At 63.7% G+C, this 26,819-nt stretch carries 22 protein-coding genes and 1 pseudogene; 2 read left to right on the forward strand and 21 right to left on the reverse strand.

The features are described from left to right. Positions 1 to 26 precede the first annotated feature (26 nt). The 13 genes and pseudogenes from bamA to ACVI1L_RS35930 all read right to left on the reverse strand — a co-directional run bounded on the left by bamA (position 27) and on the right by ACVI1L_RS35930 (position 17,795). Positions 27 to 2,567: an outer membrane protein assembly factor BamA gene (gene bamA, locus ACVI1L_RS35870; RefSeq protein ID WP_057016498.1), complete on the reverse strand. Its 2,541-nt coding sequence runs from the start codon at positions 2,565 to 2,567 to the stop codon at positions 27 to 29. Between the two features lie 175 nt (positions 2,568 to 2,742). Further along, the gene (gene rseP, locus ACVI1L_RS35875) at positions 2,743 to 3,894 is read right to left on the reverse strand and encodes an RIP metalloprotease RseP (protein WP_028339659.1); all 1,152 of its coding nucleotides are present in this window, start codon (positions 3,892 to 3,894) and stop codon (positions 2,743 to 2,745) included. Positions 3,895 to 3,938: 44 nt separating this feature from the next. Further along, positions 3,939 to 5,165, reverse strand: coding sequence for a 1-deoxy-D-xylulose-5-phosphate reductoisomerase (gene dxr, locus ACVI1L_RS35880; protein WP_456785041.1), 1,227 nt, complete (start codon positions 5,163 to 5,165; stop codon positions 3,939 to 3,941). A 4-nt stretch (positions 5,166 to 5,169) separates the two neighbouring features. Then, the gene (locus tag ACVI1L_RS35885) at positions 5,170 to 6,018 is read right to left on the reverse strand and encodes a phosphatidate cytidylyltransferase (protein ID WP_168855889.1); all 849 of its coding nucleotides are present in this window, start codon (positions 6,016 to 6,018) and stop codon (positions 5,170 to 5,172) included. Further along, the gene (locus tag ACVI1L_RS35890) at positions 6,015 to 6,773 is read right to left on the reverse strand and encodes an isoprenyl transferase (protein ID WP_057016496.1); all 759 of its coding nucleotides are present in this window, start codon (positions 6,771 to 6,773) and stop codon (positions 6,015 to 6,017) included. The genes ACVI1L_RS35885 and ACVI1L_RS35890 overlap by 4 nt, the downstream gene beginning before the upstream one ends. 21 nt (positions 6,774 to 6,794) lie before the next feature. Further along, entirely contained in the window at positions 6,795 to 7,358 is a 564-nt protein-coding gene (frr, locus tag ACVI1L_RS35895) for a ribosome recycling factor (RefSeq protein ID WP_028334007.1), read from the reverse strand. Positions 7,359 to 7,432: 74 nt separating this feature from the next. Next, positions 7,433 to 8,149 carry a UMP kinase gene (pyrH, locus tag ACVI1L_RS35900; protein ID WP_028334006.1) on the reverse strand — a complete coding sequence of 239 codons (717 nt, stop codon included), beginning with the start codon at positions 8,147 to 8,149 and terminating at the stop codon, positions 7,433 to 7,435. A gap of 71 nt (positions 8,150 to 8,220) precedes the next feature. After that, complete coding sequence (gene tsf / locus ACVI1L_RS35905) at positions 8,221 to 9,144, reverse strand: translation elongation factor Ts (RefSeq protein WP_057016494.1); 924 nt, start codon at positions 9,142 to 9,144, stop codon at positions 8,221 to 8,223. A gap of 127 nt (positions 9,145 to 9,271) precedes the next feature. Beyond that, on the reverse strand, positions 9,272 to 10,264 hold the full coding sequence (locus tag ACVI1L_RS35910) for a 30S ribosomal protein S2 (RefSeq protein ID WP_057016493.1): 993 nt from the start codon (positions 10,262 to 10,264) through the stop codon (positions 9,272 to 9,274). A 218-nt stretch (positions 10,265 to 10,482) separates the two neighbouring features. Beyond that, entirely contained in the window at positions 10,483 to 14,007 is a 3,525-nt protein-coding gene (dnaE, locus tag ACVI1L_RS35915; RefSeq protein WP_456785042.1) for a DNA polymerase III subunit alpha, read from the reverse strand. A gap of 924 nt (positions 14,008 to 14,931) precedes the next feature. After that, positions 14,932 to 15,537: pseudogene (locus tag ACVI1L_RS35920) on the reverse strand (IS1 family transposase); the annotation flags it as partial. A 1,127-nt stretch (positions 15,538 to 16,664) separates the two neighbouring features. Next, complete coding sequence (locus tag ACVI1L_RS35925; RefSeq protein WP_253625991.1) at positions 16,665 to 16,868, reverse strand: GDCCVxC domain-containing (seleno)protein; 204 nt, start codon at positions 16,866 to 16,868, stop codon at positions 16,665 to 16,667. Between the two features lie 192 nt (positions 16,869 to 17,060). After that, positions 17,061 to 17,795, reverse strand: coding sequence for an outer membrane protein (locus ACVI1L_RS35930; protein WP_028333998.1), 735 nt, complete (start codon positions 17,793 to 17,795; stop codon positions 17,061 to 17,063). Between the two features lie 291 nt (positions 17,796 to 18,086). Here ACVI1L_RS35930 and ACVI1L_RS35935 point away from each other — a divergent pair, with 291 nt between their 5' ends. Further along, the gene (locus ACVI1L_RS35935) at positions 18,087 to 18,383 is read left to right on the forward strand and encodes a DUF3551 domain-containing protein (protein WP_246786911.1); all 297 of its coding nucleotides are present in this window, start codon (positions 18,087 to 18,089) and stop codon (positions 18,381 to 18,383) included. A gap of 100 nt (positions 18,384 to 18,483) precedes the next feature. Further along, on the forward strand, positions 18,484 to 18,771 hold the full coding sequence (locus ACVI1L_RS35940; protein ID WP_456785043.1) for a DUF3551 domain-containing protein: 288 nt from the start codon (positions 18,484 to 18,486) through the stop codon (positions 18,769 to 18,771). A gap of 111 nt (positions 18,772 to 18,882) precedes the next feature. Here ACVI1L_RS35940 and ACVI1L_RS35945 read toward each other — a convergent pair whose 3' ends face one another. The 8 genes from ACVI1L_RS35945 to ACVI1L_RS35980 form a co-directional block, all read right to left on the reverse strand. Further along, positions 18,883 to 19,581 carry an ABC transporter ATP-binding protein gene (locus ACVI1L_RS35945; protein WP_016840545.1) on the reverse strand — a complete coding sequence of 233 codons (699 nt, stop codon included), beginning with the start codon at positions 19,579 to 19,581 and terminating at the stop codon, positions 18,883 to 18,885. Positions 19,582 to 19,590: 9 nt separating this feature from the next. Beyond that, positions 19,591 to 20,871, reverse strand: a complete 1,281-nt coding sequence (locus ACVI1L_RS35950; protein ID WP_028339647.1) for a lipoprotein-releasing ABC transporter permease subunit — start codon at positions 20,869 to 20,871, stop codon at positions 19,591 to 19,593. A 72-nt stretch (positions 20,872 to 20,943) separates the two neighbouring features. Then, positions 20,944 to 22,263, reverse strand: a complete 1,320-nt coding sequence (gene proS / locus ACVI1L_RS35955; protein WP_038380332.1) for a proline--tRNA ligase — start codon at positions 22,261 to 22,263, stop codon at positions 20,944 to 20,946. 164 nt (positions 22,264 to 22,427) lie between these two features. Beyond that, on the reverse strand, positions 22,428 to 23,990 hold the full coding sequence (locus ACVI1L_RS35960) for a copper resistance CopC/CopD family protein (protein WP_456785044.1): 1,563 nt from the start codon (positions 23,988 to 23,990) through the stop codon (positions 22,428 to 22,430). A gap of 3 nt (positions 23,991 to 23,993) precedes the next feature. Then, the gene (locus ACVI1L_RS35965) at positions 23,994 to 24,521 is read right to left on the reverse strand and encodes a YcnI family copper-binding membrane protein (RefSeq protein WP_057016487.1); all 528 of its coding nucleotides are present in this window, start codon (positions 24,519 to 24,521) and stop codon (positions 23,994 to 23,996) included. 7 nt (positions 24,522 to 24,528) lie between these two features. Further along, entirely contained in the window at positions 24,529 to 25,053 is a 525-nt protein-coding gene (locus tag ACVI1L_RS35970; RefSeq protein ID WP_057016486.1) for a copper chaperone PCu(A)C, read from the reverse strand. A gap of 35 nt (positions 25,054 to 25,088) precedes the next feature. Next, the gene (locus ACVI1L_RS35975) at positions 25,089 to 25,586 is read right to left on the reverse strand and encodes a TlpA family protein disulfide reductase (protein ID WP_057016485.1); all 498 of its coding nucleotides are present in this window, start codon (positions 25,584 to 25,586) and stop codon (positions 25,089 to 25,091) included. Next, positions 25,583 to 26,809: a sialidase family protein gene (locus ACVI1L_RS35980; RefSeq protein ID WP_057016484.1), complete on the reverse strand. Its 1,227-nt coding sequence runs from the start codon at positions 26,807 to 26,809 to the stop codon at positions 25,583 to 25,585. Before ACVI1L_RS35980 ends, ACVI1L_RS35975 begins: the two co-directional genes overlap by 4 nt. Positions 26,810 to 26,819: the final 10 nt, after the last annotated feature.

Below are 26,819 nucleotides of genomic sequence, written 5' to 3' on the forward strand. Positions count from 1 at the left end.
CGTCGCAGTCCGGTTGGCAATCGGTCTTAGAACGTCGTACCGCCGCCAAACCGGAATTCTTGCGTGCGGTCAAACGCACCCTTGGTCAGCGGCACCGCGTAGTCGAAGCGCAGCGGGCCGAACGGTGACTGCCAGATCAGGCCGACACCGACCGAGGTGCGGACAACCTTGCTGTCGTCGTAGCTCAGGCCAAGGCACGTACCCGGAGACGGCGGATTGTTCGTCGGCCTGACACAGCCAGGCACGTTGACTTCGCCGGTCGCCGCCCACGAGGTCGGGCCCTGGTAGTCGTACAGCCCGCCGGCGTCGGCATAGACCGCGCCCTTGAGCCCGACTTCCTTCGGCAGGAACCAGAACGGCATCTGCAGTTCCGCCGACACGCCCCAGTACTTGGTGCCGCCGATGGCATCCATGGTGCCGTACGGGTTGATGTCACGCGGACCGATACCGTTCGGCGCGAAGCCGCGGACCAGGTTCGGGCCCATCTGGAAGTGATCGAGCATGCGCAGATCCGAGGTCCCGAGCTTGTTCAGGATGCCGCCCTGGGCGTGGATCACGCCGACGATGTCGGAGACCAGCGGGGTGTAGTACTTCGCGTCGATCGCGGTCTTGATGTAGCTGACGTCACCGCCAACACCGGCGAAGTCCTGCTTGAAGTCGACGATCAGACCGTCGGTCGGGTTCTTGTTGTTGTCGAGCGTGTTGTAGTTGAGCGTGTAACCCAGCGCCGATGTGAGGGTCTTGCCGCCCGCCAGCTCCTTGCGGACCGGCAGCGAGGCTTCGCCGTCAAAGAAGCAGCCGAGACCATTGGTCGACACCAGGCTGATCCCGTTCAGGTTCGCATAGGCCGGGCTCGGATTGAACGCGGGGTTGGGCGTTCCATCCGGCAGGGTCGGCACGTTGTTACAGTTGTTCAGCGTCGACGGCAGGGTGATTTCCTGCTGGTAGATCGAGTAGCGCAGCTGCAGCGACAGATCTTCCCGCAGGCTGAAGCCGAGCCGCGGGCTGAAGCCCAGCGTCTTGGTGCCGTAGGCGATGTAGCTGTTGGACAGCTGCTGGCGCTGATAGAGGTCGAGGCCGAGCGCGACGCGGTAGTCGAGCAGATAGGGCTCGACGAACGACAGCGAGTAGCCGCGGGCATACTGGCCGTAGGTCACCGACGCCTTCGCGTACAGGCCGCGGCCGAGCAGGTTGCGCTCGGAGACGCTGACTTCGGCCAGCGCGCCGTCCGTGGTCGAGTAACCGCCCGACACCGAGAAGTCGCCGGTCGATTTCTCCTCGAGATCGACGATCAGGATGACGCGATCGCTGGAGGAACCCGGCTCGGTGGTGATCTTCACCGTCTTGAAGAAGTCGAGGTTCTTCAGCCGGCGCTCGGCACGGTCGACCAGCGCACGGTTGTAGGCGTCGCCTTCCGAGATATCGAACTCGCGGCGGATCACGTAGTCGCGGGTACGGCTGTTGCCGCGGATGTTGATGCGCTCGATATAGGTGCGCGGACCTTCGTCGATCGCGAAGGTGATCGACACCGTATGATTGTCGAAGTTGCGATCGCCGCGCGGCCGGACCACCGCGAAGGCGTAGCCGCGGCGCGATGCCTCGATCTGCATCTCCTCGACCGACTTCTCCAGCGCCTCGGCGTTGTAGAGCGAGCCGACATTGACGCGCGAGTAGGTGCGCAGCGCGTTCGGGTCGAGCGTTGCGATCGACGACGTATAGTTGACCGACGCGACGCGGTACTGCTGGCCTTCCTCGATCTTGAAGGTAACCAGGAAGCCCTTCTTCTCGGGATCGTATTCGGTCAGCGCGGCCACGACCTGGACGTCGGCATAGCCGTTCTTGAGATAGAAGCGACGCAGCAGGTCGCGATCGGCCTCGACCCGGTCGGGATCGTAGACGTCGTTGCCGCCGAGGAAGCTCAGGATGTTCGATTCGCGGGTTTTGATGACGTCGCGCAGACGGGACGCCGAATAGGCGCTGTTGCCGATGAACTCGATCGACCGGACGCCGGTCTTCACGCCTTCATTGACCTCGAAGATCAGGTCGACGCGGTTGTTCGGCTGCTCGATGATCTGCGGATTGACCCGCACGTCATAGCGGCCGGACCGACGGTAGATTTCGGCGATGCGCAGGGCGTCCGACTGGACCATCGGGCGCGAGAACGTGCCGCGCGGCTTGGACTGAACTTCAGCGGTGAGCTGCTCGTCCTTGATCTTCTTGTTGCCCTCGAAGGCAACGCGGCCGATCACCGGGTTCTCGACCACGACCACGACGAGGCGCCCGCCCCGCTGGTCGATATGGACGTCCTGAAACAGGCCGGTCTCGATCAGCGCCTTCAGACCGTCGTCGATCTGGGCCTGGGCCAGCCGACCGCCCGGTCCGGGATGGAAGTAGGAGCGGATGGTTTCAAGCTCGACACGGCGGTTCCCCTCCACCGTGATCGAATCGACGGTCTGCGCCGACGCAGGCACAGACACAGCTACGGTCGCCAAGGTGGCAACCACCGGCGCGGCGAACATGACCAAGGCGGCGAACAGCCCCCCCCTCACTCGCATTCCAAACATCATGCGCAATGCGCCCTTATCTTAACGATGCCAGATCGTTCCCCAACGACCCGACAGATTCCCAACCTGCCGCTCAGCTTGTAACCAAATTTGCCAAGGGGGCAAACTTACTAGAGCTGAACATTTCCATTTTCGTTCCAAGACGTTGCCCATTGGCAACGCCACAAAAAAGCCCGTTTCAGGACCCGGCGATCCTGAGGATGTCGTTATACGTCGCAAACACCATCAGCATCAGGACCAGACCCAGCCCGATTCGGAAACCCACCTCCTGCGTCCGCTCCGAAAGCGGGCGTCCCCGCAGTGCCTCCGCGCTGTAGAAAAGCAGGTGTCCGCCATCCAAAAGCGGGATCGGAAACAGGTTCAGCAGGCCGATCGAGACCGACAGGATGGCGCAAAGGTTGATCACGAACTGGAACCCGGCGCTCGCGGCCTGCCCCGACAGCTTCGCGATTCCAATGACGCCGCTCACCTCGGCCGGATTGCCGGTTCCAACGAACAGCGACCCCAGGAACTTGAACGTGCTGGAAATGATGTACCAAACCTGCTCGACGCCGATCTTGAGGGCCTCCAGCACGCCGACCGAGGCGCTGGTCGCTTCGCCGACCTGAGCCTTGTGCTCGATTCCGAGCACGCCGATTCGGTGGGCATTGCCGAAGGGGTCCTTGACCTCCCGGAGCGCCGGCGTCGCCTTGAGCGCGACAATCGCACCATCGCGCTTCACCTTGAATCCAAGCTCTGAACCAGCATTCGAAGCTACAATCCGCTGCATGTCGGCGAAGCTCTGGATCGCGCTGCCGTCGATATCCACGACGACATCGCCGACCTTGAAGCCGGCGTTCGCGGCGACGCTTTCGGCCACTAGGCCGTCGACCCGGGCAATCGTGCTCGGCTTGCCGTAGTAGAGCGCCATGCCCGCGAAAATCAGGGCGCCGAGAATGAAGTTCGCCACCGGGCCGGCCGCAACGATGGCGGTGCGCTTTCCGACCGATTTGTGATGGAAGCTGCCTTCACGCTCTTCCGCCGTCATGGCGGCGAGCGTCTCGGTGGACGGCGTCGAAGCCTCGCTGTCGTCGCCGAAGAATTTGACGTAGCCGCCGAGCGGAATCGCCGAGATCTTCCAGCGCGTGCCATGCCGGTCGTTGAAGCCGGCGAGCTCCGGACCGAAGCCCAGCGAGAACGTCAACACCTTCACGCCGGCCCAGCGCGCGACCAGGAAGTGGCCGAGCTCGTGGAAGAAGACGACGATGGTCAGGACGAAGAGGAAGGGAACGATGGTACCGAGAAGCCCATGACTCAACGCATTGATACTATGAATAAAATACTCGGGCATTCGATTTTCCCTCGACAAGAGCCAAAGGCTCCGTCCCCAACCCTCTAGGTTGCCTTTAAGGCAATTTGAGGCAATAGGGCGGCAGCTTTATTTCGCGCGATATGGTCAACGGAAATCGCATCATCCGCCGAGTGCAGTGGTGGCTGATTCCCTGACTTGATCCAATCGTTCATCGTCGCCTCGACCAGCCGGGCGATCGCGCCGAACTTGATCTTGCCGGCGATAAACGCGGCGACCGCGATCTCGTTCGAGGCGTTGTAGACCGTCGTCGCACCGTGCCCCATCCTCAGCGCCTCGTATGCCAGCCGCAGCCCCGGGAAGCGTTCAAAGTCCGGCGCCTCGAAAGTGAGCTGTCCGATCTTGGCGAGATCGAGCTTGGCGGATGGGCCGACGACGCGGTCGGGCCAGCCGAGGCAATGCGCGATCGGGATCCGCATATCGGGCGTGCCGAGTTGGGCGACCACCGAGCGATCGGAGAACTCGACCATGCCGTGGATGATCGACTGCGGGTGCACCAGCACGTCGATTTCGTCGGGCGTCAAAGCGAACAGATAGGACGCCTCGATCACCTCGAGACCCTTGTTCATCATCGAGGCGGAATCGATCGTGATCTTCTGCCCCATGCTCCAATTCGGATGCTTCAGCGCCTGTTCCAGCGTCGCCTGCTCGATGTCGGCGGGCGACCAGGTACGGAACGGGCCGCCGGACGCGGTGATGATCACCCGCGTCAGTTCCTCGCGGTTGCCGGAAGCCAGCGCCTGGAATAGCGCATTGTGCTCGGAGTCCGCCGGCAGGATGCAGGCGCCGGCCTTCCTCGCCCGCTCCATGAAGATATCGCCGGCACAGACCAAGCATTCCTTGTTGGCCAGCGCGACGGTGGCGCCACGATCAACCGCGGCAAGTGCGGGCTTCAGCCCGGCCGCGCCGCTGACCGCCGCCATCACCCAATCGGCCGGCCGCGCGGCCGCTTCGATGATCGCGCTCTCCCCGGCCCCGCATTCGGTCCGGGTTCCGGCCAGCGCGTCCTTCAGCTCCGAAAGCTTCGCCGGATCGGCAATGGCCGCGAACCGCGCGCCGAATTCCTTGGCCAGCTTGGCGAGGCCCTCGACATTGCTGTTCGCGGTCAGCGCCTCGACCCGGTAGCGGTCGCGCGCGCCACGCAGCAGATCCATAGTGCTGTCGCCGATCGAGCCGGTGGCACCGAGGACGGTTACGGTGCGCGCGGCGGATGCCGCCGCGGCCTTGTTGTTACGCAACGGAACTGCGCTCATCTCATCACCAAACCATAAGACCGCGCCCGACGCCATCGGCGCCACCACGGAGAAAGCCGAAAATCGCCGCCACAATGACGGCCGCGACAAATCCGTCCAGGCGGTCCAGGAGGCCGCCATGACCGGGAATGATGTGACTCGAATCCTTTACGCCGAACCGCCGCTTCACCGCGGATTCGAAAAGATCGCCAAGTTGCGAGACCACCGACAACACGGCGCCGAGCATCAAGAGCGGACCGGTCGAGCCGATCTCAAAGGCGGCAAAGCCGGCAGCGACCAGCAGGCTCGCCCCGAAGCCGCCAACCGCGCCCGCCCATGTCTTCTTCGGGCTGACCCGCACCCAGAGCTTCGGCCCGCCGATACTGCGGCCCGCGAAGTAGCCGCCGATATCGGTGACCCACACGATCAGCAACACGAACATCAGCGCGGCAAAGCCCTTCGCCGTGTCGAGGCGCAGCAGGACCGATGCGATCTCGGCCCCTGCCGCATAGAGCAGTCCCGCAATGGCCCAGTTGCGCCGCGCGCCGGACGTCAGTGCCACAACAACCGCACCGGCGGCGAGCACGATCAGGGCCGCATCGATACGGCCGGCCATCAGGCATAGTCCGGCGAGCAGCAACGCGACCACGCCGGGCACCACGACACGGAGCTCGCGTCCGAGTCCGGTGACAACAAGCCATTCCGCGAACAATCCCGCCGCCGCCAATGTCACGAGGAGCGACCAGGCGACGCCGCCCATATAGGCCAGCGCGATCGCAACCGGCGCCAGCACCAGCGCCGCAATCACGCGCATCGCGAGATTGCGCGACCCCTGCTCGTTTGCTGCCGCCGGCGCGGCCTCGCCCTCGGTCACGATCCGGTTTTCGCAGCGAGCCCGCCGAACCGGCGCTCGCGCTTGCCGTATTCCGCAATCGCGCCTTCGAGCGCCGCCTTGTCGAAATCCGGCCAGTGAATCGGCACGAACACGAGTTCGCTATAGGCGGCCTGCCACATCAGGAAGTTGGAAAGACGCTGCTCGCCGCTGGTGCGGATAATCAGATCCGGATCCGGAATGTCGGGCGCATCGAGATATTGCCCGAGCGTGTCGGCATCGATGGAGTTGGCGTCGCGCTTGCCTTCGGCGACCTCGCGCGCAAGGCGCCGCGCCGCGGCGGCGATCTCCGCCCGCGAACCATAGTTGAAGGCGACCACAAGGCTGAGCTTGACGTTGTTCTTCGTCAGCTCCTCTGCCTCGTTGAGCAGCGCGCAGATGTCGGCGTCAAGCCCGTCACGCTCGCCGATCACGCGCACCCGCACCCCGTCACGATGCAGCGTCGCCAGATCGTTGCGGATGAAGCGGCGCAACAGGCCGAACAGATCGCCGATCTCGCTCGCGGGCCGCGACCAGTTTTCCGAGCTGAAAGAAAAAATGGTGAGATAGACGATGCCGAGTTCATGGGCCGCACGCACCACGCGGCGCAGCGCTTCGACGCCGCGGCGATGGCCCTCGACGCGCGGCAAGCCGCGCGAAGCGGCCCAGCGCCCGTTGCCGTCCATGATGATGGCCACATGCAACGGACTGCCGGAGCGATCCGGTCCGTCAGCTGCTGGGGCGGCGGCGTTCGACATCGGCTCGTTCCCGTAGCGCCTTCAGACCGTCAGGATTTCCTTTTCCTTGGCGGCAAGCAGCTGATCGACTTCGGCGATCACGCCGTCGGTCGCCTTCTGCACCTCGTTCGACAGGCGCTCCTGATCGTCCTCGGAGATCTCGTGATTCTTCTCGAGCTTCTTGATCACGTCGAGGCCGTCGCGGCGCACGTGGCGTACCGCGACCTTGGCCGCTTCCGCGTATTTGTGCGCGACCTTGACGAGCTCCTTGCGGCGCTCCTCGTTGAGTTCGGGAATCCGCAAGCGCAGCACCTGTCCTTCGGTCGCCGGCGACAGGCCGAGGTTGGAGTCGACGATTGCCTTCTCCACGGCCTTGACCATCGTCTTGTCCCAGACCTGCACCGAGAGCAGGCGCGGCTCGGGCACGCTGATGGTGGCAACCTGGTTGAGCGGCATATGCGAGCCGTAAGCCTCGACCTGGACCGGCTCCAACATAGAGGCCGCGGCACGGCCGGTGCGCAGGCCGCCGAGCTCGTGCTTGAGCGATTGCGTGGCGCCCTGCATGCGGCGCTTCACGTCGTTGATGTCAAAACCAGCTGCGGCCATGACGTTTCTCCCTTTCACTAGAAACCGGCTGTCGACGCCCTCGGGTCCAAAATCTGGACCCGGAGGCGCGGCAATCAGCCGGCGACGACGGTGCCGTGTCCGGTACCGCGCAGAATCGCACCGATCGAACCGGGCTCCGCGATAGAGAACACGATGATAGGCAGCGACGTCTCGCGGGCAAGTGCGAAAGCGGTCGCGTCCATGACCTTGTAGCCGCCCTCGATCGCCTGCGAATGGGTCAGGCGGTCGAAGCGCTTGGCTTTGGGGTCCTTCTTCGGATCGGCGCTGTAGACGCCGTCGACATTGGTGGCCTTCAGCACCGCCTGCGCGCCGATTTCGGCCGCGCGGAGCACGGCGGTGGTGTCGGTCGTGAAGAACGGGTTGCCGGTTCCACCGCCGAGCAGGACGATGCGTCCCTCGGCGAGATATTTGTGCGTTGCACTACGGGTGAACAGCTCGGAAATCTCCGGCATCACGAATGCCGACAAGGTCCGCGCCGGGGTTCCCTTGCGCTCGATCGCCGCCTCCAGCGCGAGGCAGTTCATCATGGTGGCAAGCATGCCCATGGTGTCGCCGGTCGGCCGGGAGACGCCGCGCGAGGACACCTCGACGCCACGGACGATGTTGCCGCCGCCGATCACGACGGCGACCTCGATACCGAGCTTGCGGGCCGCGATCAGGTCGTCGGCGATGCGATCGACCGTTGGTTGATCGATACCGAACCCGTGGGAACCGGCCAGATATTCGCCGGACAGCTTGATCACCACGCGACGATAGATCGGCTCAGCCATGATGCAATCGCTTTCTTATCCCGCGCAGGCAGGCTTCCGGCGCAGAGCGCCGGACGCCCTGGTGTCAGCGGTTACTTCTTGCCGCTGGCGGCCGCGACTTCGGCGGCGAAGTCGCTTTCCTGCTTCTCGATTCCCTCACCGAGAGCATAGTTCACAAAGCCAGCGATTTTGATCGGCCCGCCGACCTTACCCTCAGCTTCCTTCACCGCCTGGGCAACCGACTTGCCGCTGTCGTGGATGAAGGCCTGATCGAGCAGGCAGACCTCCTTGTAGTAGGTCTTCAGGCCGGAATCGACGATCTTCTCGATGACGTTCTCCGGCTTGCCCTGCTGGCGGTACTTGTCGGCCAGCACGTCCTTCTCGCGCTTGACGGTCTCCGGATCGAGCCCGGCCGGGTCGAGCGCCAGCGGCTTGGCCGCCGCGACGTGCATGGCGAGCTGGCGGCCGAGCACCGCGAGCTCGTCGGTCTTGCCGGCGGATTCCAGCGCCACGATCACGCCGATCTTGCCGGCACCCTCGACGACTGCGTTGTGGACATAGCTCGACACCACGCCCTTGCTCACCTCGAGCGAGGCGGCGCGGCGCAGCGTCATGTTCTCGCCGATGGTCGCGATCGCGTCGGAGATCGCGGTCTCGACGGTGACGTCGCCGACCTTGGCCGCCTTGATCTTCTCGACGTCAGCGCCGTTGTGCAGCGCGACCTGGGCGATCATCTTGACCAGGCCCTGGAACTGCTCATTGCGCGCAACGAAGTCGGTCTCCGAGTTGACCTCGACCAGCACGCCCTTGGTGCCGGAGGTCAGCGCGCCGATCAGGCCCTCGGCCGCGACGCGGCCGGCCTTCTTGGCGGCCTTGGAGAGGCCCTTCTTGCGCAACCAGTCCTGCGCTTCCTGCATGTCGCCGTTGTTCTCGGTCAGCGCAGCCTTGCAATCCATCATGCCCGCGCCAGTCGACTCGCGGAGCTCCTTGACCATCGCTGCTGTGATCGTTGCCATCGTTCAATGTCCTTCTTGCCTGTACAGAAACCGCGGCGCCCGATGGCGCCGCTATCTGCGACAGGGAGATCGTTGTTCGTGGAATAGAAGCGGCGGCCGGGCGAGACCCGGCCACGCCGCGTAGCCTTTATTCCGCTTCGGCGAGCGTCTTGGCCTGGGCGACCCAGGCGTCGGCACGGCTCGGCAGACCGACTTCTTCGCCGATCTTGTGCGCGGTGTCGTGGTCGAGCTCGGCGAGCTGCCAGTAGTGGAAGATGCCGAGGTCGTTGAGCTTCTTCTCGATCGCACCGGACACGCCGGTGAGCTTCTTGAGGTTGTCGGCGGTGCCGCGCGGGCCGGCGAGGCCCTGGAAGCCGGACGGCGCAGCCGCCGGAAGGTCTTCCTGCACGGGCGTCGCCGACGCGCCGATGTCGATTCCGGAATCGCCCTGAGCGCGCGAGATGCCGTCGATGGCGGCGCGCGCCACGAGATCGCAATACAGCGAGATCGCGCGGCCGGCGTCGTCATTGCCCGGCACCACATAGGTGATGCCCTTCGGGTCCGAATTGGTGTCGACGATCGCCGCGACCGGGATGTTGAGCCGCTGGGCTTCCTGGATCGCGATGTCTTCCTTGTTGGTGTCGATCACGAAGATCATGTCGGGAAGGCCGCCCATGTCCTTGATGCCGCCGAGCGAACGGTCGAGCTTGTCGCGCTCGCGCTGCAGCGTCAGCCGCTCCTTCTTGGTGTAGGAGTTGGCTTCGCCCGACGACAGCACGTCGTCGAGATGACGCAGGCGCTTGATCGAGGCCGAGATCGTCTTCCAGTTGGTCAGCGTGCCGCCGAGCCAGCGCGAGTTGACGAAGTACTGCGCCGAACGCTTGGCAGCGTCGGCAACGCCGTCCTGGGCCGAGCGCTTGGTGCCGACGAACAGGATGCGGCCGCCCTTGGCGACGGTATCGCTGACCGCCTGCAGGGCACGGTGCAGCATCGGCACGGTCTGCGCGAGGTCGATGATGTGGATGTTGTTGCGGGCGCCGAAGATGTAATCCTGCATCTTCGGATTCCAGCGGTGGGCCTGGTGGCCAAAGTGAACGCCAGCTTCAAGCAACTGACGCATAGAAAAATCGGGTAGCGACATAGTGATAATTCTCCGGTTGGTTCCTCCGGAAACGTGTGAGCAAACGCGCCTGAATGGCCCGGTTGCCACCGGACGGCCTTGAGAGCCATGTTTCCGTGTGAGATGGCGCGCTATATAGCGCGATTTGCGCCAGAAGCAAGGAAATACGGCCGGTTACACCGGCCGGCCGGGCCCAATTCGTGCCGAAACGGCCCTGTTTGGCGTCCGGAGTCCCCAGTTTACAGGGTCTGCACGTCGACCACGCCCGCCACCGCCTTGATTGCGCCGGCGATCTGCGGCGAGACCTTGTAGCGGCCGGGCAGCTTCATCTCCACCTCGGTTTCGAGGTCCAGCATCATCACCAGCGAGACGTCGCCATCGGCCCCCGCCGCCGGTGGCGGCGCGGCGGCCGGCTTCACGGCCGGTGCCCTTGCTGCGCCGCCCGGGGCGGGCGCGGCTTCCGGCATGTTGAGGCGGCGGGCGATCGACTCCAGCGGCTTGGTGTCGCGGACGAAGATGCGCAGGCCCTTCTGCGTCTTGGCCGCGGCGTGATCCAGCGGCTCGGCGTGCAGCACCCTCGCCCGCACGTCCTCGCCCTGCAATTCGGCGCCGAGCTGCAACAGCACGGCCGCGCCCGGCTCGAGCACGTCGCGGTATTGCGCAAGGCCCTCCGAGAACAGCACCGCCTCGAAATGGCCGGTCGGGTCCGACAGGCCCATGATGCCCATCTTGTTGCCGGTCTTGGTGCGCCGCTCCATGCGCGACACCACGGTTGCCGCGACCTTGCCCGCCGTGGCGCCGGTCTTCACCGCGCGGGAGAATTCCGCCCAGGACTGCACGCGCAGCCGCTTCAGCGCGGTCGCGTAGTCGTCGAGCGGATGGCCCGACAGGAAGAAGCCGATCGCATCATATTCGCGCCGCAGCCGGTCGGCGGGCAGCCACGGCTCGATCTGCGGCAGCATGATGCTCGGCGCGTCCGCCGCGCCGCCGAACATGTCGTTCTGGCCCGAGGTCGCCGCCTCATGGCTGCGCTGGCAGGCGGCGAGGATCGCATCGGCGCCGGCGAAGACGCGCGCGCGGTTCGGCTCCAGCGTGTCGAAGGCGCCGGCCGCCGCAAGGCTCTCGATGATCCGCTTGTTGACGGCGCGCGGGCTCACCCGCGCGGCGAAATCGGCGAGCGAGGTGAAGGCCCCCTTCTTGTTGCGCTCCTCGATGATCTGCTCGACCGCCTGGATGCCGACGCCCTTCAGCGCCGCGAGCGCGTAGTAGATCGTGTTCTCGCTGACCTCGAAGGTCGCGCCGGAGCGATTGATGTTGGGCGCCTCGACCTTGATGCCGAGCCGTTGCGCCTCGGAACGGAATTCGGACAGCTTGTCGGTGTTGTTGAGTTCGAGCGTCATCGACGCCGCCAAAAACTCAACCGGGTAATGCGCCTTCATATAGGCGGTGTGGTAGGACACCAGCGCATAGGCGGCCGCGTGGCTCTTGTTGAAGCCGTAGTCGGCGAACTTGGCGAGCAGCTCGAAGATCGTCTCGGCCTGGCCCTTCGCCACGCCGTTCTTCATCGCACCGGCGACGAAGATGTCGCGCTGCTTGTCCATCTCGGCGCGGATCTTCTTGCCCATCGCGCGGCGCAGCAGGTCGGCCTGGCCGAGCGAGTAGCCCGCCATCTGCTGCGCGATCTGCATCACCTGTTCCTGATAGATGATGACGCCGAAGGTCTCCTTCAGAATCGGCTCCAGGATCGGATGCAGATATTCCGATTCCTCGTCGCCGTGCTTGCGCGCGCAATAGGTCGGGATGTTCGCCATCGGGCCCGGGCGATACAGCGCCACCAGCGCGATGATGTCCTCGAAGCGGTCCGGCCGCATGTCGATCAGCGCGCGCCGCATGCCCTGGCTTTCCACCTGGAATACGCCGACGACATCGCCCCGCGCCAGCATCTGATAGCTCGGCGCATCGTCGATCGGCAGCGTCGCGAGATCGACATGGACGTTGCGCTGCTTGAGCAGCTTCACCGCGACGTCCAGCACGGTCAGCGTCTTCAGGCCGAGGAAGTCGAATTTCACGAGGCCCGCTGGCTCGACCCATTTCATGTTGAACTGGGTGACCGGCATGTCGGATTTCGGATCGCGGTAGAGCGGCACCAGCTCGCTCAGCGGCCGGTCGCCGATCACGATGCCGGCGGCATGCGTCGAGGCATGGCGCGTCAGGCCTTCGAGACGCTGCGCGATGTCGAACGCACGCGCGACCACCGGATCCTCGTCGCGGAACGCCTGCAGCTTCGGCTCGCCCTCGATCGCCTGCGCCAGCGTCACCGGCGCTGCGGGATTCTGCGGCACCAGCTTGGTCAGCTTGTCCACCTGCCCATAGGGCATCTGCAGCACGCGCCCGACGTCGCGCAGCACGCCGCGCGCCTGCAGCGTACCGAAGGTGATGATCTGCGCCACCTGGTCGCGGCCGTAGCGCTCCTGCACGTACTGAATCACCTCGCCGCGGCGGTCCTGGCAGAAGTCGATGTCGAAGTCCGGCATCGAGACGCGTTCGGGATTGAGGAAGCGCTCGAACAGCAGCGCAAACCGCATCGGATCGAGGTCGGTGATGGTGAGCACCCAGGCGACCAGCGAGCCGGCGCCGGAGCCGCGGCCCGGCCCGACCGGAATGCCCTGCGCCTTCGCCCATTTGATGAAGTCGGAGACGATCAGGAAGTAGCCCGCGTATTTCATGCGGGTGATGACGTCGAGTTCGAAGGCAAGCCGCTTGCTGTAGTCCTCTTCGGTCATTCCCGGCGAGAGACCGTGCACCCGCAGGCGATTCGCGAGCCCCTCCTCGGCCTGGCGCTTCAGCTCGGCGGCCTCGTCGGCGGCGGCATCGGCGCTGGCGGCGGCACCCACCGTGAAGAACGGCAGGATCGGCTTGCGGGTCTTCGGCCGGAACGAGCAGCGCTCGGCGATCTCCACCGTCGAGGCCAGCGCCTCCGGGATGTCGGCGAACAGCACCGCCATTTCCGCGCGGGTCTTGAAGCGGTGATCCGGGGTCAGTTGCTCGCGGTTGGTCTCGGCAATCAGATGGCCGCCGGCGATGCAGAGCAGTGCGTCATGCGATTCGTAGTCGTCATTGCTGGCGAAATACGGCTCGTTGGTCGCGACCAGCGGCAGGCCCTTGCTGTAGGCGAGATCGATCAGGCCGCCCTCGGTGCGGCGTTCCTTGTCGGCCCCGTGGCGCTGCAATTCGATGTAGAGGCGATCGCCGAACAGACTGGCGAGGCGCTCGCAGCGGGTGGTCGCCAGCGCCGCCTGTTCTGCCCGCAGCGCCAGCGCGATCGGCCCGTCCGGGCCGCCGGTCAGCGCGATCAGGTCTTCGGCGTCGTCGGTGAGCCAATCGAACTTGATGTGCGGGGTCTGGTTGACCGGCGTCTCCAGGAACGCCCGCGAGTTCAGCCGCATCAGGCTGCGGTAGCCGCGCTCGCGCGCCGCCAGCAGCACGATTCGCGCCGGGCCCGTCGTCGCAAGGATGCTGCGGGTATTCGGATCGACGTCGCCGAAATCCAGCGCCAGCTCGCAGCCGACGATCGGCTGGATGCCGTAGCCGGCCATCTTGTCGGAGAATTCCAGCGCGCCGAACATGTTGTCGGTATCGGTCAGCGCCAGCGCCGGCTGGCGGTCGGCCTTCGCGAGCTCGCCCAGCTTGGCGATCTTGATCGAGCCCTTCAGCAGCGAATAGGCGGAATGAACGTGAAGGTGAACGAATCCGGCATTCGGCATGACTGCTTACGGAAGCTCTTGAGTCAGGGATGGAGCGAGCGCCAGGGCCGGAACTCGAAAGTCTCAGACCCGACTCGCAATCCCATGGTGGGGCCTGACCCCTGCCAAGTCCACGCCGAACGCGGCGTGGCGGCAAGTCCTCCTGCTTTTCCCCAGGGGCAGACCATGCCGCCGGCGATGCCCCTGTCCCCGCGGGCGTATTTTCAGAATTGGGTGATCAGCTGGGCCCACACCGCGATCATCCCGACGAACAGCGTGATCGATGCCAGCGCTGCAGCTTCTTGCACGAAAATCTTCAACATGGCCGCTCTCCCTGAACCGGAACGTATGCAGAACATTGTTCCTTTTTTGTTCTAGGAGTCAAGCAATGGTAGTGGGTCAGTTTGAAAACTGACCCCGAAAGAAATCTCTTGGTTAATTCGGAGAACGTCCAGCTATGACTCGCCCCACGCGGGAACCGTCGCCTACATTCGCGGCATGGCGAAATTCATGCTGCAAATTCTACTGGGCTTCGTTTGCCTCGTCTGCACGCACGCGGCCCTCATAGTTGCTCACGATCTCGGCTGGTACCCAGATCGACAGCTGGCGGGGCTGGTAATGGCATCCCCCGACATCCTACAGCTTGATTGGTTTAGGTGGGGCCTCGTCGCAGTCATCTCGATAATCGCTTGGGGGACCGCCGATTACTTCCTCTACAGGAAGAAGCATAAAACCGTCGCGCCCAAACCAGATGGAAAACCAGGCAGGCACACCCTCACACAATACTCGCCGCCGGTCCCTTCCGGGCTGTACACGAAGCAATGGGTTCTGGTCTACAACCCAACAAATCCCAAGGGACGCAAGAGCATCTCATTCAATGAAGACGGCACAATTGGCGACGGCCGAAATCACAATGAGTGGCGATGGAGCTACACTAACGATCATCTAGATATCTGGATGAAGGACAGCGGCCATTGCCGGCGTCACCTTGAGGGTCTGATGGATGCGAACGAAGTTGTAGTACATCGTATGCAGCGCAATCGCTGCGGCGTGGTTCTCGACCTTCTTTGAAAACGCGTTCGTCAGTCGCGTGAACCGGCGCATGTGCATGCGCATGGTGAGATTGCTGCGCTCAGCATAGGACGTGCTGATGTGCTTCGGGTCGGGATTGCCGATCTTCGGCTTCTTATCTGCGCCAAGGCACTTGGCCGGGCTATAGCGGACTTCCGCCTGCGGATCGGAGCCATAAATCTTGATGAGCATGGCGTAGTCCACCTGATCGGCGAACGCGGCCTCAACAGCGTACAGGTACGGCCTATGGCCGTCGCTGGTGAGCTGGACGCGATTGGCTAGGCGGCTCTCCAGATCGTGGACGAACGTCAGAGCGGCGTCCTGATCGCGAGCGCCAAGCAACCAGCTCACAATCAGCTTGGTATCGGCGCAGATTGCCGTCCACGTCCAAACGTCGCCAGCGGCCTCCGGAGCGGCCTTGGCCTTCTCCACGTTCGCGGCCTTCGCGTAAACGAACGACCAGATTTCATCCATCTGGACGCGCTTGGGCGCTTCGCCGATAAAGACACCTATATCGCTCTGAATTGGGAGTATCGCGAAAAGCTTGGTGGGCCACACGAAAAGGAGTTCGATCGAGAAAGAGAAATCTGCAAGGCAAATTGGCGGAAGCTATTCAACACCTACCAGCCCATCAACGGGACGAGCATCGATGACTACTTCGCAGACATCTCAAACGTCTTTTCTGTCTGAAATTTCCAAGGGTGAGCCAATCCCCGTGGGAAAGCTTGCTTAGCTTCGATGTGAAAAGAATTTCCGCTCGGGTCGATTTCTTCAATGGAAACCGACGACAGGAGTTGGGGCTCTTTGATGAGGAGGCGATCAAGCAAGAGAGGGCATCCGCAGCCGCAATTGAAGCACCGCAAATCGGATTCATCTTCCGGGCCACGATCGCCCCGGTTAGCGTCCCGAACTACGGAAGAATCCTTCTGCGGGTCAGTATCGACGACGAGGAATCGATATGTGGCAGCATAAACTTCGTTCGTGATTCTAACGCTGATTCCACCGCTTAGCCGCCGCCTTCCTAGCAATCTCGGCGCGACGCTCGGGACTCATAGAATCCGCCCGCGCCTTCCCGCCCTTCTTCCCTAACTCAACCGCAGCCGGGTCTTTGCCCTCTTCCTCTGGCGTAGGATCGCGGTCGGGCGTTTCGCCGGTCGCGATATCAATGATCCGCTTGGCGAGCTGGTTGGGGTCTCTGGGGCGCTTTGGGGTCATGCTGGCGACCCATCCTTGCGGGTTTTCAGAGTGAAGGTCGGCGAGGCCGTATCGTTCCACTCGGCCATGACCTTGTGGCATTCCTCGCAATTCGCCCTGTCGTGATCCCGAGCCGGGAATCGGCGGATTGTGACTGCGTAGACGGCACCGCAATGAGGACAGGTAAAGTCCTCTCCCGGACCGGATTTCCATGTCTGTACCATGGCCCGAATATGCGACGTTGACCGTCAACATACCAGTGGGGAACCCCGCCACAATCAAACTGACCCACTACCCAAGCAATGCCGGCGACCCCAGTTCGAGAAGTGACCCCTGTGGTTAATTCCTGAGCGGCCGACGTCTCGCCGCCGACAGTGATCCGGATGGCGAACTCGTCTTGAGCCTCCGGGGAGCTAGTTACCGCAGCAATTCCCAGCCTGCCTGGGAGGGCAAGGGACCGTTCCGTATGAGCAAAAAACGCAGCAATCTCCTGCTTTCGGTTTCAGGCGAGTGCCGCAGCCCTTGCAATCATAGAAGAACCGGCAGGCGTCGGTCGGCATCGTCTCGATGGAGACATGGCCGCAGGACGGGCACGTCAGTTGGGAAGTCAGCTGCAGGTCCGTCATGCCGCGAATATGCGGCGTTAACTGTTCGGTTGGAAAGCCCCGCCCAATCAAACCCGACCCGAATCCCGGAGCGGACGGCAAAGCCTGTCCCCTGCTCCTGGCCGATCGGCGGCGCCGCCAGGCCAACAAAAAACCCCGGGCCGAAGCCCGGGGTTTTCGATGCCGCTTGAATTAAGCGAGCGATCAGTACTTCGCGATGACCGGGCCACCGAACTTGTAGTTCAGACGGCCGAGGACCATGTCGGTGTCGCCACCGGTGTGGAAGCCGGTCACGGCAACACCAGCCGGGGTCACGAAGGTCGCGCCATGGGTGTCTTCGAAGATGTGGTTGTACTCGACGCCGAGCGACCAGCCCTGCGAGAAGGCGAATTCGAGGCCAACACCGACCGTCGGGCTCCAACGGGTGTCGAAGCCGGTCTCGGACGCCAGATTGCCGGCCGCGTTGAGGAACTGGAAGTTGCGATCGGTGACCGCAGCACCGCCCTTGGCGTACAGCAGGACGTTATTCCAGGCGTAGCCGATCTGACCGGTGAACAGGCCGAACGCATCGGTCTTCGAGCGAACGATGCCGCCCGGGACGACCAGGTTGCCGGTGCTGCCGGAGAAGTCAGCCCAGTTGCCCTGAGCTTCCAGACCGAACACCCAGCCGCCGGCCTGCCAGCGGTAGCCGATCTGGCCACCGACGGTGCCGCCGTTGGCGTCGAAGCTTCCGACGCCGCCGAAGCCGTCGACCGAACGGTTGTCGTGGCTCTGGCCCCAACCACCGTTGATACCAATGTAGAAGCCAGTCCAATCATAAACAGCGGCAACCATGGGCGGCGGAGCCTTGGTGTAAGGGCGAGCCGCGAGGTCAGCCGCGGAAGCAGCAGTCGCGCTGAGCGCGAGCATGCTGGCGGTGACAAGCAAAATCTTTTTCATTTTCCCGTTCCAACTTTTTCTACAGGCCCCCAAGGCCGCGAGACACCGTCATAGCAGCCCCCGGCGGAATTGCTGTAACTTCGCGGCAACAGGCAGGGCCAAACGACTTCCCTCAAATTTGAAGTTAATACTGTATTACGGGCGATTCCTGGAACTTTTGCCACATAGTTGCCGCACAAACTTCACAATTCGGATCTGCGTGCATAGCTGCGCGCAAGATAGTTGACCGGAACCGGCTTGTCCGATTTGGATCGTCGCCAAGGTCGCATCTTCGCAGCAAAAGGAATGCACATGCGCACGATGATTCTTGCTGCTGCGGCGTCTGTGGCCGCATTCGCAACGCTGGGGACTGCGCCCGCGCATGCCGTCGGCGTGCGTTACCCGTTCTGCATTCAAGGCGACCGCTATCCCGGCCTGAGCAACTGCTCCTATCCGTCGTATGAGGCGTGCCTGGCCACCGCTTCGGGCATCGGGCAGAACTGCATCGCCAACCCCTATTATGCCGGCGACAACGACCCGCGCTCGTATCTTCACGTGTCCCCGCGGGACCGCCGTGAGGGCAATTTCTTCGACCTGTTCATCCACTGATACGCTCGGTCCGGCAACCCCGGCGCGGGAATGTGAGTTGATCCGGCGCTGCGCACAGGTGCCTATTCGCGCGCGCTCGGCATCAGCATTGCCGGCGCCGATGAGGAGATTTCTGATGCGCAGTCTGATTCTGGCACTCTTGCCGACACTCCTGGCCTTGGCAGCCGCGCCGGCCAGCGCCCAGAAATACGATTCGACCTCGCCGGTCTGCAAAACCAACTACCGATGGGGCGGTGAGGATACCGACTGCGGCTACACGTCGATCGCGCAGTGCCAGGCTTCGGCGTCCGGCCTCGCGGCGATCTGCATCAACAACCCCTACTATGCCGGGCCGCCGATCGACAGGCAGCCGAGAGCATCAGGCAGACGGCCTCGCCCCGCTTATTGAGAGCCAGAAGTATTTCGTTCCGATCGAAGCGACACGGAAAAAGGCTCCGGATTCTCTCGTCTTAGCGCGGCTTCTTCACGCGCACCGCTAGCCAGTTCACGCGACGGCGCACTATTCGAGCTCGACAACCTGTCCGTTCGACAGCGACACCCGGCGATCCATTCGCGCGGCGAGATCCAGATTGTGAGTCGCGATCAGCATCGCGACCCGGGTCGCCTTCACGAGTTGCATCAGCGCGTTGAAGACGTGGTCGGCCGTGCCGGGATCGAGATTGCCGGTCGGCTCGTCCGCGAACAGTACCCGGGGCGCGTTGGCAACCGCGCGCGCGATCGCGACACGCTGCTGCTCGCCGCCCGAGAGCTCGGCTGGGCGATGGGTGATGCGATCGCCGAGCCCGAGATAGGAGAGAATCTCGGTCGACCGTTTCACGGTTTCGGAGCGTTTGAGGCCGCGAATCATCTGCGGCAGCATGACGTTCTCGAGCGCCGAGAACTCCGGCAGCAGCCGGTGCGATTGATAGACGAAGCCGATATCGGAACGGCGAATCTGGGTGCGGTCGACGTCGGACATCTGCGAGGTCGGCGTGCCCGCGACATAGACTTCGCCGTCATCGGGGGTCTCCAGCAGGCCCGCGATGTGCAGCAATGTCGACTTGCCGGATCCCGACGGCGCCACCAGCGCCACCGATTGACCGGGCCACAGCGCGAGATTGGCGCCGTTCAGGACGGTCAGCGTCGCTTCGCCCTGCCGGTATTCCCGCTTGATGTCATGAAGATAGACGACCGGTGTGTCTTCCGCCCCCTCCGCCATGTGCGCTCCTTATTCGTACCGGAGCGCGTCGACCGGATCGAGGCGCGCGGCGCGCCACGACGGGTAGAGCGTCGCAAGGAAGGACAGCGTCAGCGCCATGATCACGACGGCGAGCGTCTCGCCAAAATCGATTTCAGCAGGCAGCTTCGACAGGAAATACAGTGTGGGATCGAACAATTCCGTGTTGGTGAGCCACGACAGGAACTGCCTGATGGTTTCGATGTTGAAGCAGATCAGCAAGCCGACCAGCAGACCGACCAGCGTGCCGACGACGCCGATCGATGCGCCGGTGATCAGGAATATCCGCATGATCGAACCCTGCGAGGCGCCCATGGTCCGCAGGATCGCGATGTCCTGGCCCTTGTCCTTCACCAGCATGATCAGTCCCGAGACGATGTTGAGCGCCGCGACCAGCACGATCATGGTCAGGATCAGGAACATCACGTTGCGTTCGACCTGAAGCGCGTTGAAGAAGGTCGAATTGCGCTGCCGCCAGTCGACCAGAAACACCGGCCGGCCGGCCGCCTCGGTCACCAACTTGCGATAGGTTTCGATCTTGTCTGGATTGGTGGTGAACACCTCGATCGAGGACACGTCGTTGTTGCGGTTGAAATAGGCCTGCGCCTCGGTCAGCGGCATGAACACGAAGGTCGAATCATATTCCGACATGCCGATCTCGAACACCGCAGTGATCTTGTAGGGCTTGATGCGCGGCGTGGTGCCCATCGGCGTCACCGCGCCCTTCGGCGAGACCAGCGTGATCATGTCGCCGGCATGCAGCGAAAGCTGGTCGGCGAGGCGGCGACCGATCGCGACGCCCTGCCCCTCATCAAAGCCCTCGAGCGAGCCTTGTTTGATGTTCTTGGCGATCGAGGTGAGGTTGTTGAGATCGTCGGCGCGGATGCCGCGGATGAAGACGCCGGCGGCGTTGAACGGCGATGAGCCGAGCCCCTGCCCGTCGACCACCGGCGCGGCGAGGCGGATGCCCTGCACCTGACTGATGCGGTCGGCGACATCCTTCCAGTCGGTCAGCGGCGATTCCAGCGGCTGCACCAGAATATGTCCGTTGAGGCCGAGGATCTTGTCCAGCAACTCCTTGCGGAAGCCGTTCATGACCGCCATCACCACGATCAGCGTGGCGACGCCGAGCATGATGCCGAGGAACGAAAAGCCGGCGATGACCGAAATGAACCCTTCCTTGCGGCGCGCGCGCAGATAGCGTCCGGACAGCAGCCATTCGAATGGCGCAAAGGGCGGGGTACGGACTGGCTCGCTCATGGTCTCATCCATCTGTCGATAATCCCATGATTCGGGCCAAATGTGGCCGGATTACCCCGCCGATCAGCGCGGCGTGAATAAACTTTAACCCGCGAGCTTCGCGACCACGTCGGCGGGGCTCATGTTGTCGCGTGAGCCGTCGCTGCGACGCTTCACTTCGACCTTGCCGTCCGCAAGCCCCTTGGGTCCGACCAGAATCTGCCACGGGATGCCGATCAGATCGGCCGCGGCGAACTTGGCGCCGGCACGCTGGTCGGTGTCGTCGTAGAGCACGTCGACGCCCTTCGCCGAGAGCTCGCGATAAAGCTGCTCGCAGGCGCCATCGACCGCGGCATCGCCCTGCTTGAGATTGAGGATCGCGGCGCGGAACGGCGCGACGGCCTCGGGCCATTTGATGCCGGCGTCATCGTGACACGCTTCGATGATCGCGCCGACCAGACGCGACACGCCGACGCCGTAGGAGCCGCCATGGATCGGCACGTCGACGCCGTCGGGACCGGCCACCATCGCCTTCATGGTCTCGGAATATTTGGTGCCGAAATAGAAGATCTGGCCGACCTCGATGCCGCGCGTGTTCAGCCGCTTTGCCTCAGGCACTTCCTGTTCGAAGCGCGCAGCCTCGTGGACGTCCTCGGTCGCGGCGTAGACCGAAGTCCACTGCTTGATGATCGGCGTCAGATCACCGTCATAATCGACGTCCGCGCCCGGCACCGGCAGGTCCAGCACATCGCGGTTGATGTAGACGCCGGACTCGCCGGTCTCCGCGAGCACGATGAATTCGTGGCTGAGGTCGCCGCCGATCGGGCCGGTCTCGGCCCGCATCGGGATCGCCTTGAGGCCCATCCGCGCAAAGGTGCGCAAATAGGCCACGAACATCTTGTTGTAGGAGCGCCGCGCGCCGGCCTCGTCGAGGTCGAACGAATAGGCGTCCTTCATCAGGAACTCGCGGCCGCGCATCACGCCGAAGCGCGGACGCTGCTCATCGCGGAATTTCCACTGGATGTGGTAGAGGTTGAGCGGCAGGTTCTTGTAGGACTTGATGTAGGAGCGGAAAATCTCCGTGATCATTTCCTCGTTGGTCGGCCCGTACAACAGCTCGCGCTTGTGACGATCGAGGATGCGCAGCATCTCCGGGCCATAGGCGTCGTAGCGGCCGCTTTCGCGCCAGAGATCGGCGAGCTGCAGCGTCGGCATCAAGAGCTCGAGCGCGCCGGCGCGGTCCTGTTCCTCGCGAACGATCTGCTCGATCTTCTTCAGCACCCGGAAACCGAGCGGCAGCCAGGCATAAATGCCGGCAGCCTCCTGCCGCATCATACCCGCGCGCAGCATCAGCCGATGCGAGACGATCTCCGCCTCTTTCGGGTTTTCTTTCAGGATGGGCAGGAAAAACCGCGACAATCGCATGGCGTTACTCGGGAATCAGGAAAGCGTGGGAAGAGCTGCAGTGAAACCGGATCGGCTGTGAAAACACAAGGCCGCCAAATAAGAAAAACCCTTCAAATCAGGCGATTTTCGGCCATTTGAACGAATTGCGTACCATCGAAGTGCCCAGCGCGCCGACCGCGGCTTTACCTGACCTCGAAATCGTCTTCCAGCGTCACTTTCTTGAAATCGGTCACCAAGGCGTCGATCTGCATGTGCCAGCGGCCCGGCACCGGCAACGGCACCTTGCGCACGTGCCAATAGCCATCGGCACCGCGCGCGGCGGCGCGTTCCATCGGTTCGATGCCGCGCTCGGGCAAGCTCAGCGTCAGCGTCGCCTCCTTGGCCGTGAACGGGCTGGCATCGCCGTTCATCAGCTGCAGCACGAAGTCATTTTGCCCGACCTTGCCCGGCGCGATCAGCACCTGGAACATCGCGGCATCGGTGTGAATGTGGACCGCGAGCGGAACATCGGCCGACATCGCCAGCACGCGCGGCGGCGGCGTGAAGCGCCAGAGTGCAACGAGGCCGAGAATGGCGATCATCAGCACGAATTCCAGCGCGATCGAGCGCTGCAGCGGCCGTGTCCGATGAAACTCGCGCGCGATGGCCGGCGTGAACACCAACCGGTTCAGCGCAGCGAGCCCGAGCAACAACACCACCAGCACCAGTTTCGCAACCAGGATGTTGCCGTACCCGGTGTCGATCAGCGCGTGAAAACTGTCGAGCTGGACGATCGCGAGCGCCAGGCCCGACAAGGCGATCAACGCGACGACCGGCACCGCGATCGTCGAAAAATGCCGCAGCACCCGCAGCAGCGAATCCTTGCGCTGCCAGGCAAGCACCGCCAGCGGCGCGAGCGCGCCCATCCAGAACGCCACGCCCACGCCATGGATGAACAGCGCGGCTCGCGTCAGCCATTGCGGCGAAGCGGTGGCGGCGTGGCCGCTGACCGCAAACGACAGCCCGACACAGATCATTGCGATCGCGGTGCGGGTGAAAGCTGCACCGAACGACGGGCTGCGCCAGGCGATCGCCGCGATTAGCATCGCGGCGATCGCGAGCAGCAGCGCGGGAAACAGGCTGGTAGCGGCGGCGCTGGCCCATGCCGCCCACGTCACGATGCCCGAGAGCGGCAGGTTCAAGAGGTCGACACCCTGCAAGCCAAGCGACGCGATCGCGCCGACAAGGCCGATCTTCAGCGACCACATGATCAGCCGTTCGCCGGCCGGGCCCTGCCCGATCCAGGCCGCAAAGAACACGCCGCCGACGCCGGCAAACAGGCCCAGATAGAGCCCGAGCCGCGCCAGCCAGATCAACACATCGAGCACGCCGTCGCTTGACGGCGCCGCCGAGCCGGTGACGACGCCGATCGAAAACAGCAGCGAGCCCGCGACCGGATGGCCATCCTGCGACACCACGCGATAGCTGACCACCTGCGTGCCCTGCGGCAGGCCCGCCGGCAGTGTCACCATCACCGACTGGTCGACGGCGCGGATCGCGACGTCGCGCGGCTTGCCCGCAGCGTCGAGCAGGCTGACCGCCGTCGGCGCCACCGCTTCGTTGAAGCGGAGCACCAACGTCTTGGGTGCTTCAGCCACCACACTGCCGTCGGCCGGTTCGGCGCCGATCAGGACGGCATGCGCATGGGCTGAGGTCGCAAGACACAGCGCCACGAGCAGCGCTGCGAGGTTTGCGACCAACCGCATCACTTACGACTTCGGCAGCAGATTGACGCCGGGCGCCGGTGTCTTGCTGCCATGGTCGTGCCCGCCGCCCTGCCCGTCGGCTGGGGTATCGATCCAGCGGCTGACGCCCTGCTCGCACTCCTGCACGACCGGAAAGTACAACGTGGTGTTGGGCTTCAAGGTATCGGTGAGAAACGTCTGCATCACGAACTCGTCGTAGTTCTGGTCCGCAAGCTTGCCACCGCTCCAGGCGACTTCCTTGACGCCCTCGGAAAGCTTGGCGCCGTGATAGTCGTATTGGGCGGCGTATTTGCCGGTGACCGCATCGAGAGTCCAGCCCGCCTTCGGCATCGGCTTAACTCCGATCACGCCCTCCGGAATCTGCACCCGGATCTTGATTGTCGCCGAGCCCGCGCAGCCATGCGGCACGGCGAACACCGCCTTGTAATACGATCCGACCGCCGCCTGCTTTCCTTCGAGTGTGATATGCGCGATCGCCGGCTGCGCTGCGAGCAGCGCCGCCGTGGCAACGACGAACGTCTGTGATCGCATGGCTGCCTCACATCTTCTTCATGTCCATGTGACCGGAATGGTCGCCATGACCGGAATGACCGCCGCCCGGCCCCTGCGCGCCGACGGCCTGCACGTCCAGCGAGACCGAGACCTTGCCGGCCTTTTCGAACTCGAGCGTGACCGGCACCTTGTCGCCCTGCTTCAGCGGATTCTTCAGGTCGAACATCATCAGGTGATAGCCGCCCGGCGCGAGCTTCACGGTCTTGCCGGGCTCGATGGTGAGGCCCTTGTCGAGCGCACGCATCTTCATCACGCCATTGTCCATCGACATCTCGTGGACTTCGATCTTGCCGGCAACATCGCCGGTGCCTGACACCAGCCGGTCGGGCGTCGTCCCCTTGTTCTCGATCGTCAGGTAGCCGCCGCCGATCTTGGCACCGTTCGGCGTTGCGCGCGTCCAGGCCTGCGTGATCACGAGATCGCCGGCCTTGACGTCCTCCGCGCGCGCGGACGTCGACGCGAGTGCAGCGGTCAGCGCTGCGAGGGCAAGGATGCGGGAGAGCGTCTTCATGGCGACGGATTTCCTTTCAAGTTGAAATTCAAGTGTCATCGGGTTGCTGCCGACTGGGCGATGGACCATTTGTTCAGATCGGCGATTTCGGCCGACCCTTCGATCGTCGTGATCGTTCCATCCCGGGAAATCAGCATGGTTCGCGGGATATCGCCTTGCCAGGCCGGATCGATCTCAAATCTCAACCGCTCGGCAAAGCCGTCGTCGAAGATCCAGTTTTCGGCCGCGCCGAGGCCGGCGCGATCCAGCATCGATCGCGTCGCTTCCGGAAGGTTGGGAACCAGATCCGCGCTGATCGTGACGATATCGATTCCGGGATGATCCTTCATGAACTGGCCGAGCTCCGGCAGCTCGACCTTGCATGGTCCGCAGGTCACTCCCCAGAAATGCACCAGGGTCGGATGACCGGCATGCGCATGCAGCAGCTTTTGCCAGCTGCCGCGTTCGAACGGCTTTGGCGCGCCCTCTCCCGCCGCCAGTGCGGACGGCAGCGTCGCGAGCAGGATCAGCGCAGCCAGCAGATGACGCTTCATGGTTCGCCCTCGATCGCTTGAAAATGGTAGCCGTCGGCCTTCGTCATCCACGACAGATAGGTCTGCCGACTGTCCGAGACGAGCAGCGGATGGTCGGAACTGTCGGCGGTGTCCGCGATCACCGTCGGCTTCGACCATGTCGCCCCATCGTCGTGCGACGTCATGAGGTCGATTGTCGTCTTCTGCCCGTCGAATTCCTTCCAGGCCATGACAAGCCCCTGCGGCCCCGCGATAATCTGCGGCCGGGATGGGCTGCGGTTCGGCTGACCGACCGGAAGCGGATCGGAGAAGGTTTTGCCGCCGTCGCGCGAGCGCGCATAGAACAATCCCTTGCGCGCCTTGCCGTTGGTGTACCACGTCACATTGTAGGTTCCTTCGGGCGATATGGTCAGGCTCGGACCGTGATGCGGACAGGCCGCGATCTGCCAGTCGTCGCGGCTCACCCGATGTATCTCGCCGGGCGTAGCCAGGTCGGAGAACGTCACGACCGCATGGTCGCGCACGCCGCCTTCAAAGATGTTCCGGAACACGACCACAGGATGGCCCGCACCATCGAACGCCAGCGCGAGGCGGCAGCACTCGCAGGTGTTGTCGGCGACGAGCCGCGCGTCGGAATAGGTTGCTCCGCCATCTCCCGATGACGCGAAAAACAATCCGGCACCGTCATATTTCTGGCCGCGCTGCTGCGCCGGCACGCGGTTGCGCTTGTCGAGCCACGCGGCAAACATCGCCCCCGCAGGATCGAAACCTATCGCCTCGAACCGTTGGCTCTCATTGTTCGTGGTGATCGGCTTCGGCGCATCGAAGCTGCGCCCGCCATCGGTCGATCGCGTGGTCAGCACCTGGCCGTTGAAATTCTGATCGCGGAAGATCGAGAAGGCCACAGCGATGTTGCCCTTGGCATCGATCGCAAGCTTCGGCCGCGCATCCGGTCCCCAATCGAGACTGAGCCGCTCCCGTGTGACCTGCACCGGTGTGGAAAAGCTCTTGCCCTGGTCTTTTGAGCTCGCGACGGAGATCTGGCCGCCGGCCATCCACACCAGCCACAATGTCCCATCCCGCCCAAAGGCGGGCGTGACCTTGGTCGCGCAGCGCAGGGCCGTCTCTTCGCAGGCCGCTTCGGAGGCGTGCTGATGGCTCATCTGTGCGACGGCAAGGCTCGGCAAGGCCGCGAGCATGAGCGATGCAAGCAGCGTCAGGGCGACCGGTTTGCGATAGGTCATCGATGCGCTC

The sequence above is a fragment of the Bradyrhizobium sp. USDA 4516 genome (assembly GCF_054055915.1).

Coding starts and splice junctions, on each gene's coding strand:
- ACVI1L_RS35890 (WP_057016496.1), bottom strand. CDS start 6,773: ATGTCGAACGCCGCCGCCCCAGCAGCTGACGGACCGGATCGCTCCGGC.
- tsf (WP_057016494.1), bottom strand. CDS start 9,144: ATGGCAACGATCACAGCAGCGATGGTCAAGGAGCTCCGCGAGTCGACT.
- pyrH (WP_028334006.1), bottom strand. CDS start 8,149: ATGGCTGAGCCGATCTATCGTCGCGTGGTGATCAAGCTGTCCGGCGAA.
- rseP (WP_028339659.1), bottom strand. CDS start 3,894: ATGCCCGAGTATTTTATTCATAGTATCAATGCGTTGAGTCATGGGCTT.
- bamA (WP_057016498.1), bottom strand. CDS start 2,567: ATGATGTTTGGAATGCGAGTGAGGGGGGGGCTGTTCGCCGCCTTGGTC.
- ACVI1L_RS35950 (WP_028339647.1), bottom strand. CDS start 20,871: ATGGATGAGACCATGAGCGAGCCAGTCCGTACCCCGCCCTTTGCGCCA.
- ACVI1L_RS35980 (WP_057016484.1), bottom strand. CDS start 26,809: ATGACCTATCGCAAACCGGTCGCCCTGACGCTGCTTGCATCGCTCATG.
- ACVI1L_RS35970 (WP_057016486.1), bottom strand. CDS start 25,053: ATGAAGACGCTCTCCCGCATCCTTGCCCTCGCAGCGCTGACCGCTGCA.
- ACVI1L_RS35935 (WP_246786911.1), top strand. CDS start 18,087: ATGCGCACGATGATTCTTGCTGCTGCGGCGTCTGTGGCCGCATTCGCA.
- ACVI1L_RS35965 (WP_057016487.1), bottom strand. CDS start 24,521: ATGCGATCACAGACGTTCGTCGTTGCCACGGCGGCGCTGCTCGCAGCG.
- dnaE (WP_456785042.1), bottom strand. CDS start 14,007: ATGCCGAATGCCGGATTCGTTCACCTTCACGTTCATTCCGCCTATTCG.
- frr (WP_028334007.1), bottom strand. CDS start 7,358: ATGGCCGCAGCTGGTTTTGACATCAACGACGTGAAGCGCCGCATGCAG.
- ACVI1L_RS35960 (WP_456785044.1), bottom strand. CDS start 23,990: ATGCGGTTGGTCGCAAACCTCGCAGCGCTGCTCGTGGCGCTGTGTCTT.
- dxr (WP_456785041.1), bottom strand. CDS start 5,165: ATGAGCGCAGTTCCGTTGCGTAACAACAAGGCCGCGGCGGCATCCGCC.
- ACVI1L_RS35910 (WP_057016493.1), bottom strand. CDS start 10,264: ATGTCGCTACCCGATTTTTCTATGCGTCAGTTGCTTGAAGCTGGCGTT.
- ACVI1L_RS35930 (WP_028333998.1), bottom strand. CDS start 17,795: ATGAAAAAGATTTTGCTTGTCACCGCCAGCATGCTCGCGCTCAGCGCG.
- ACVI1L_RS35975 (WP_057016485.1), bottom strand. CDS start 25,586: ATGAAGCGTCATCTGCTGGCTGCGCTGATCCTGCTCGCGACGCTGCCG.
- ACVI1L_RS35945 (WP_016840545.1), bottom strand. CDS start 19,581: ATGGCGGAGGGGGCGGAAGACACACCGGTCGTCTATCTTCATGACATC.
- proS (WP_038380332.1), bottom strand. CDS start 22,263: ATGCGATTGTCGCGGTTTTTCCTGCCCATCCTGAAAGAAAACCCGAAA.
- ACVI1L_RS35940 (WP_456785043.1), top strand. CDS start 18,484: ATGAGGAGATTTCTGATGCGCAGTCTGATTCTGGCACTCTTGCCGACA.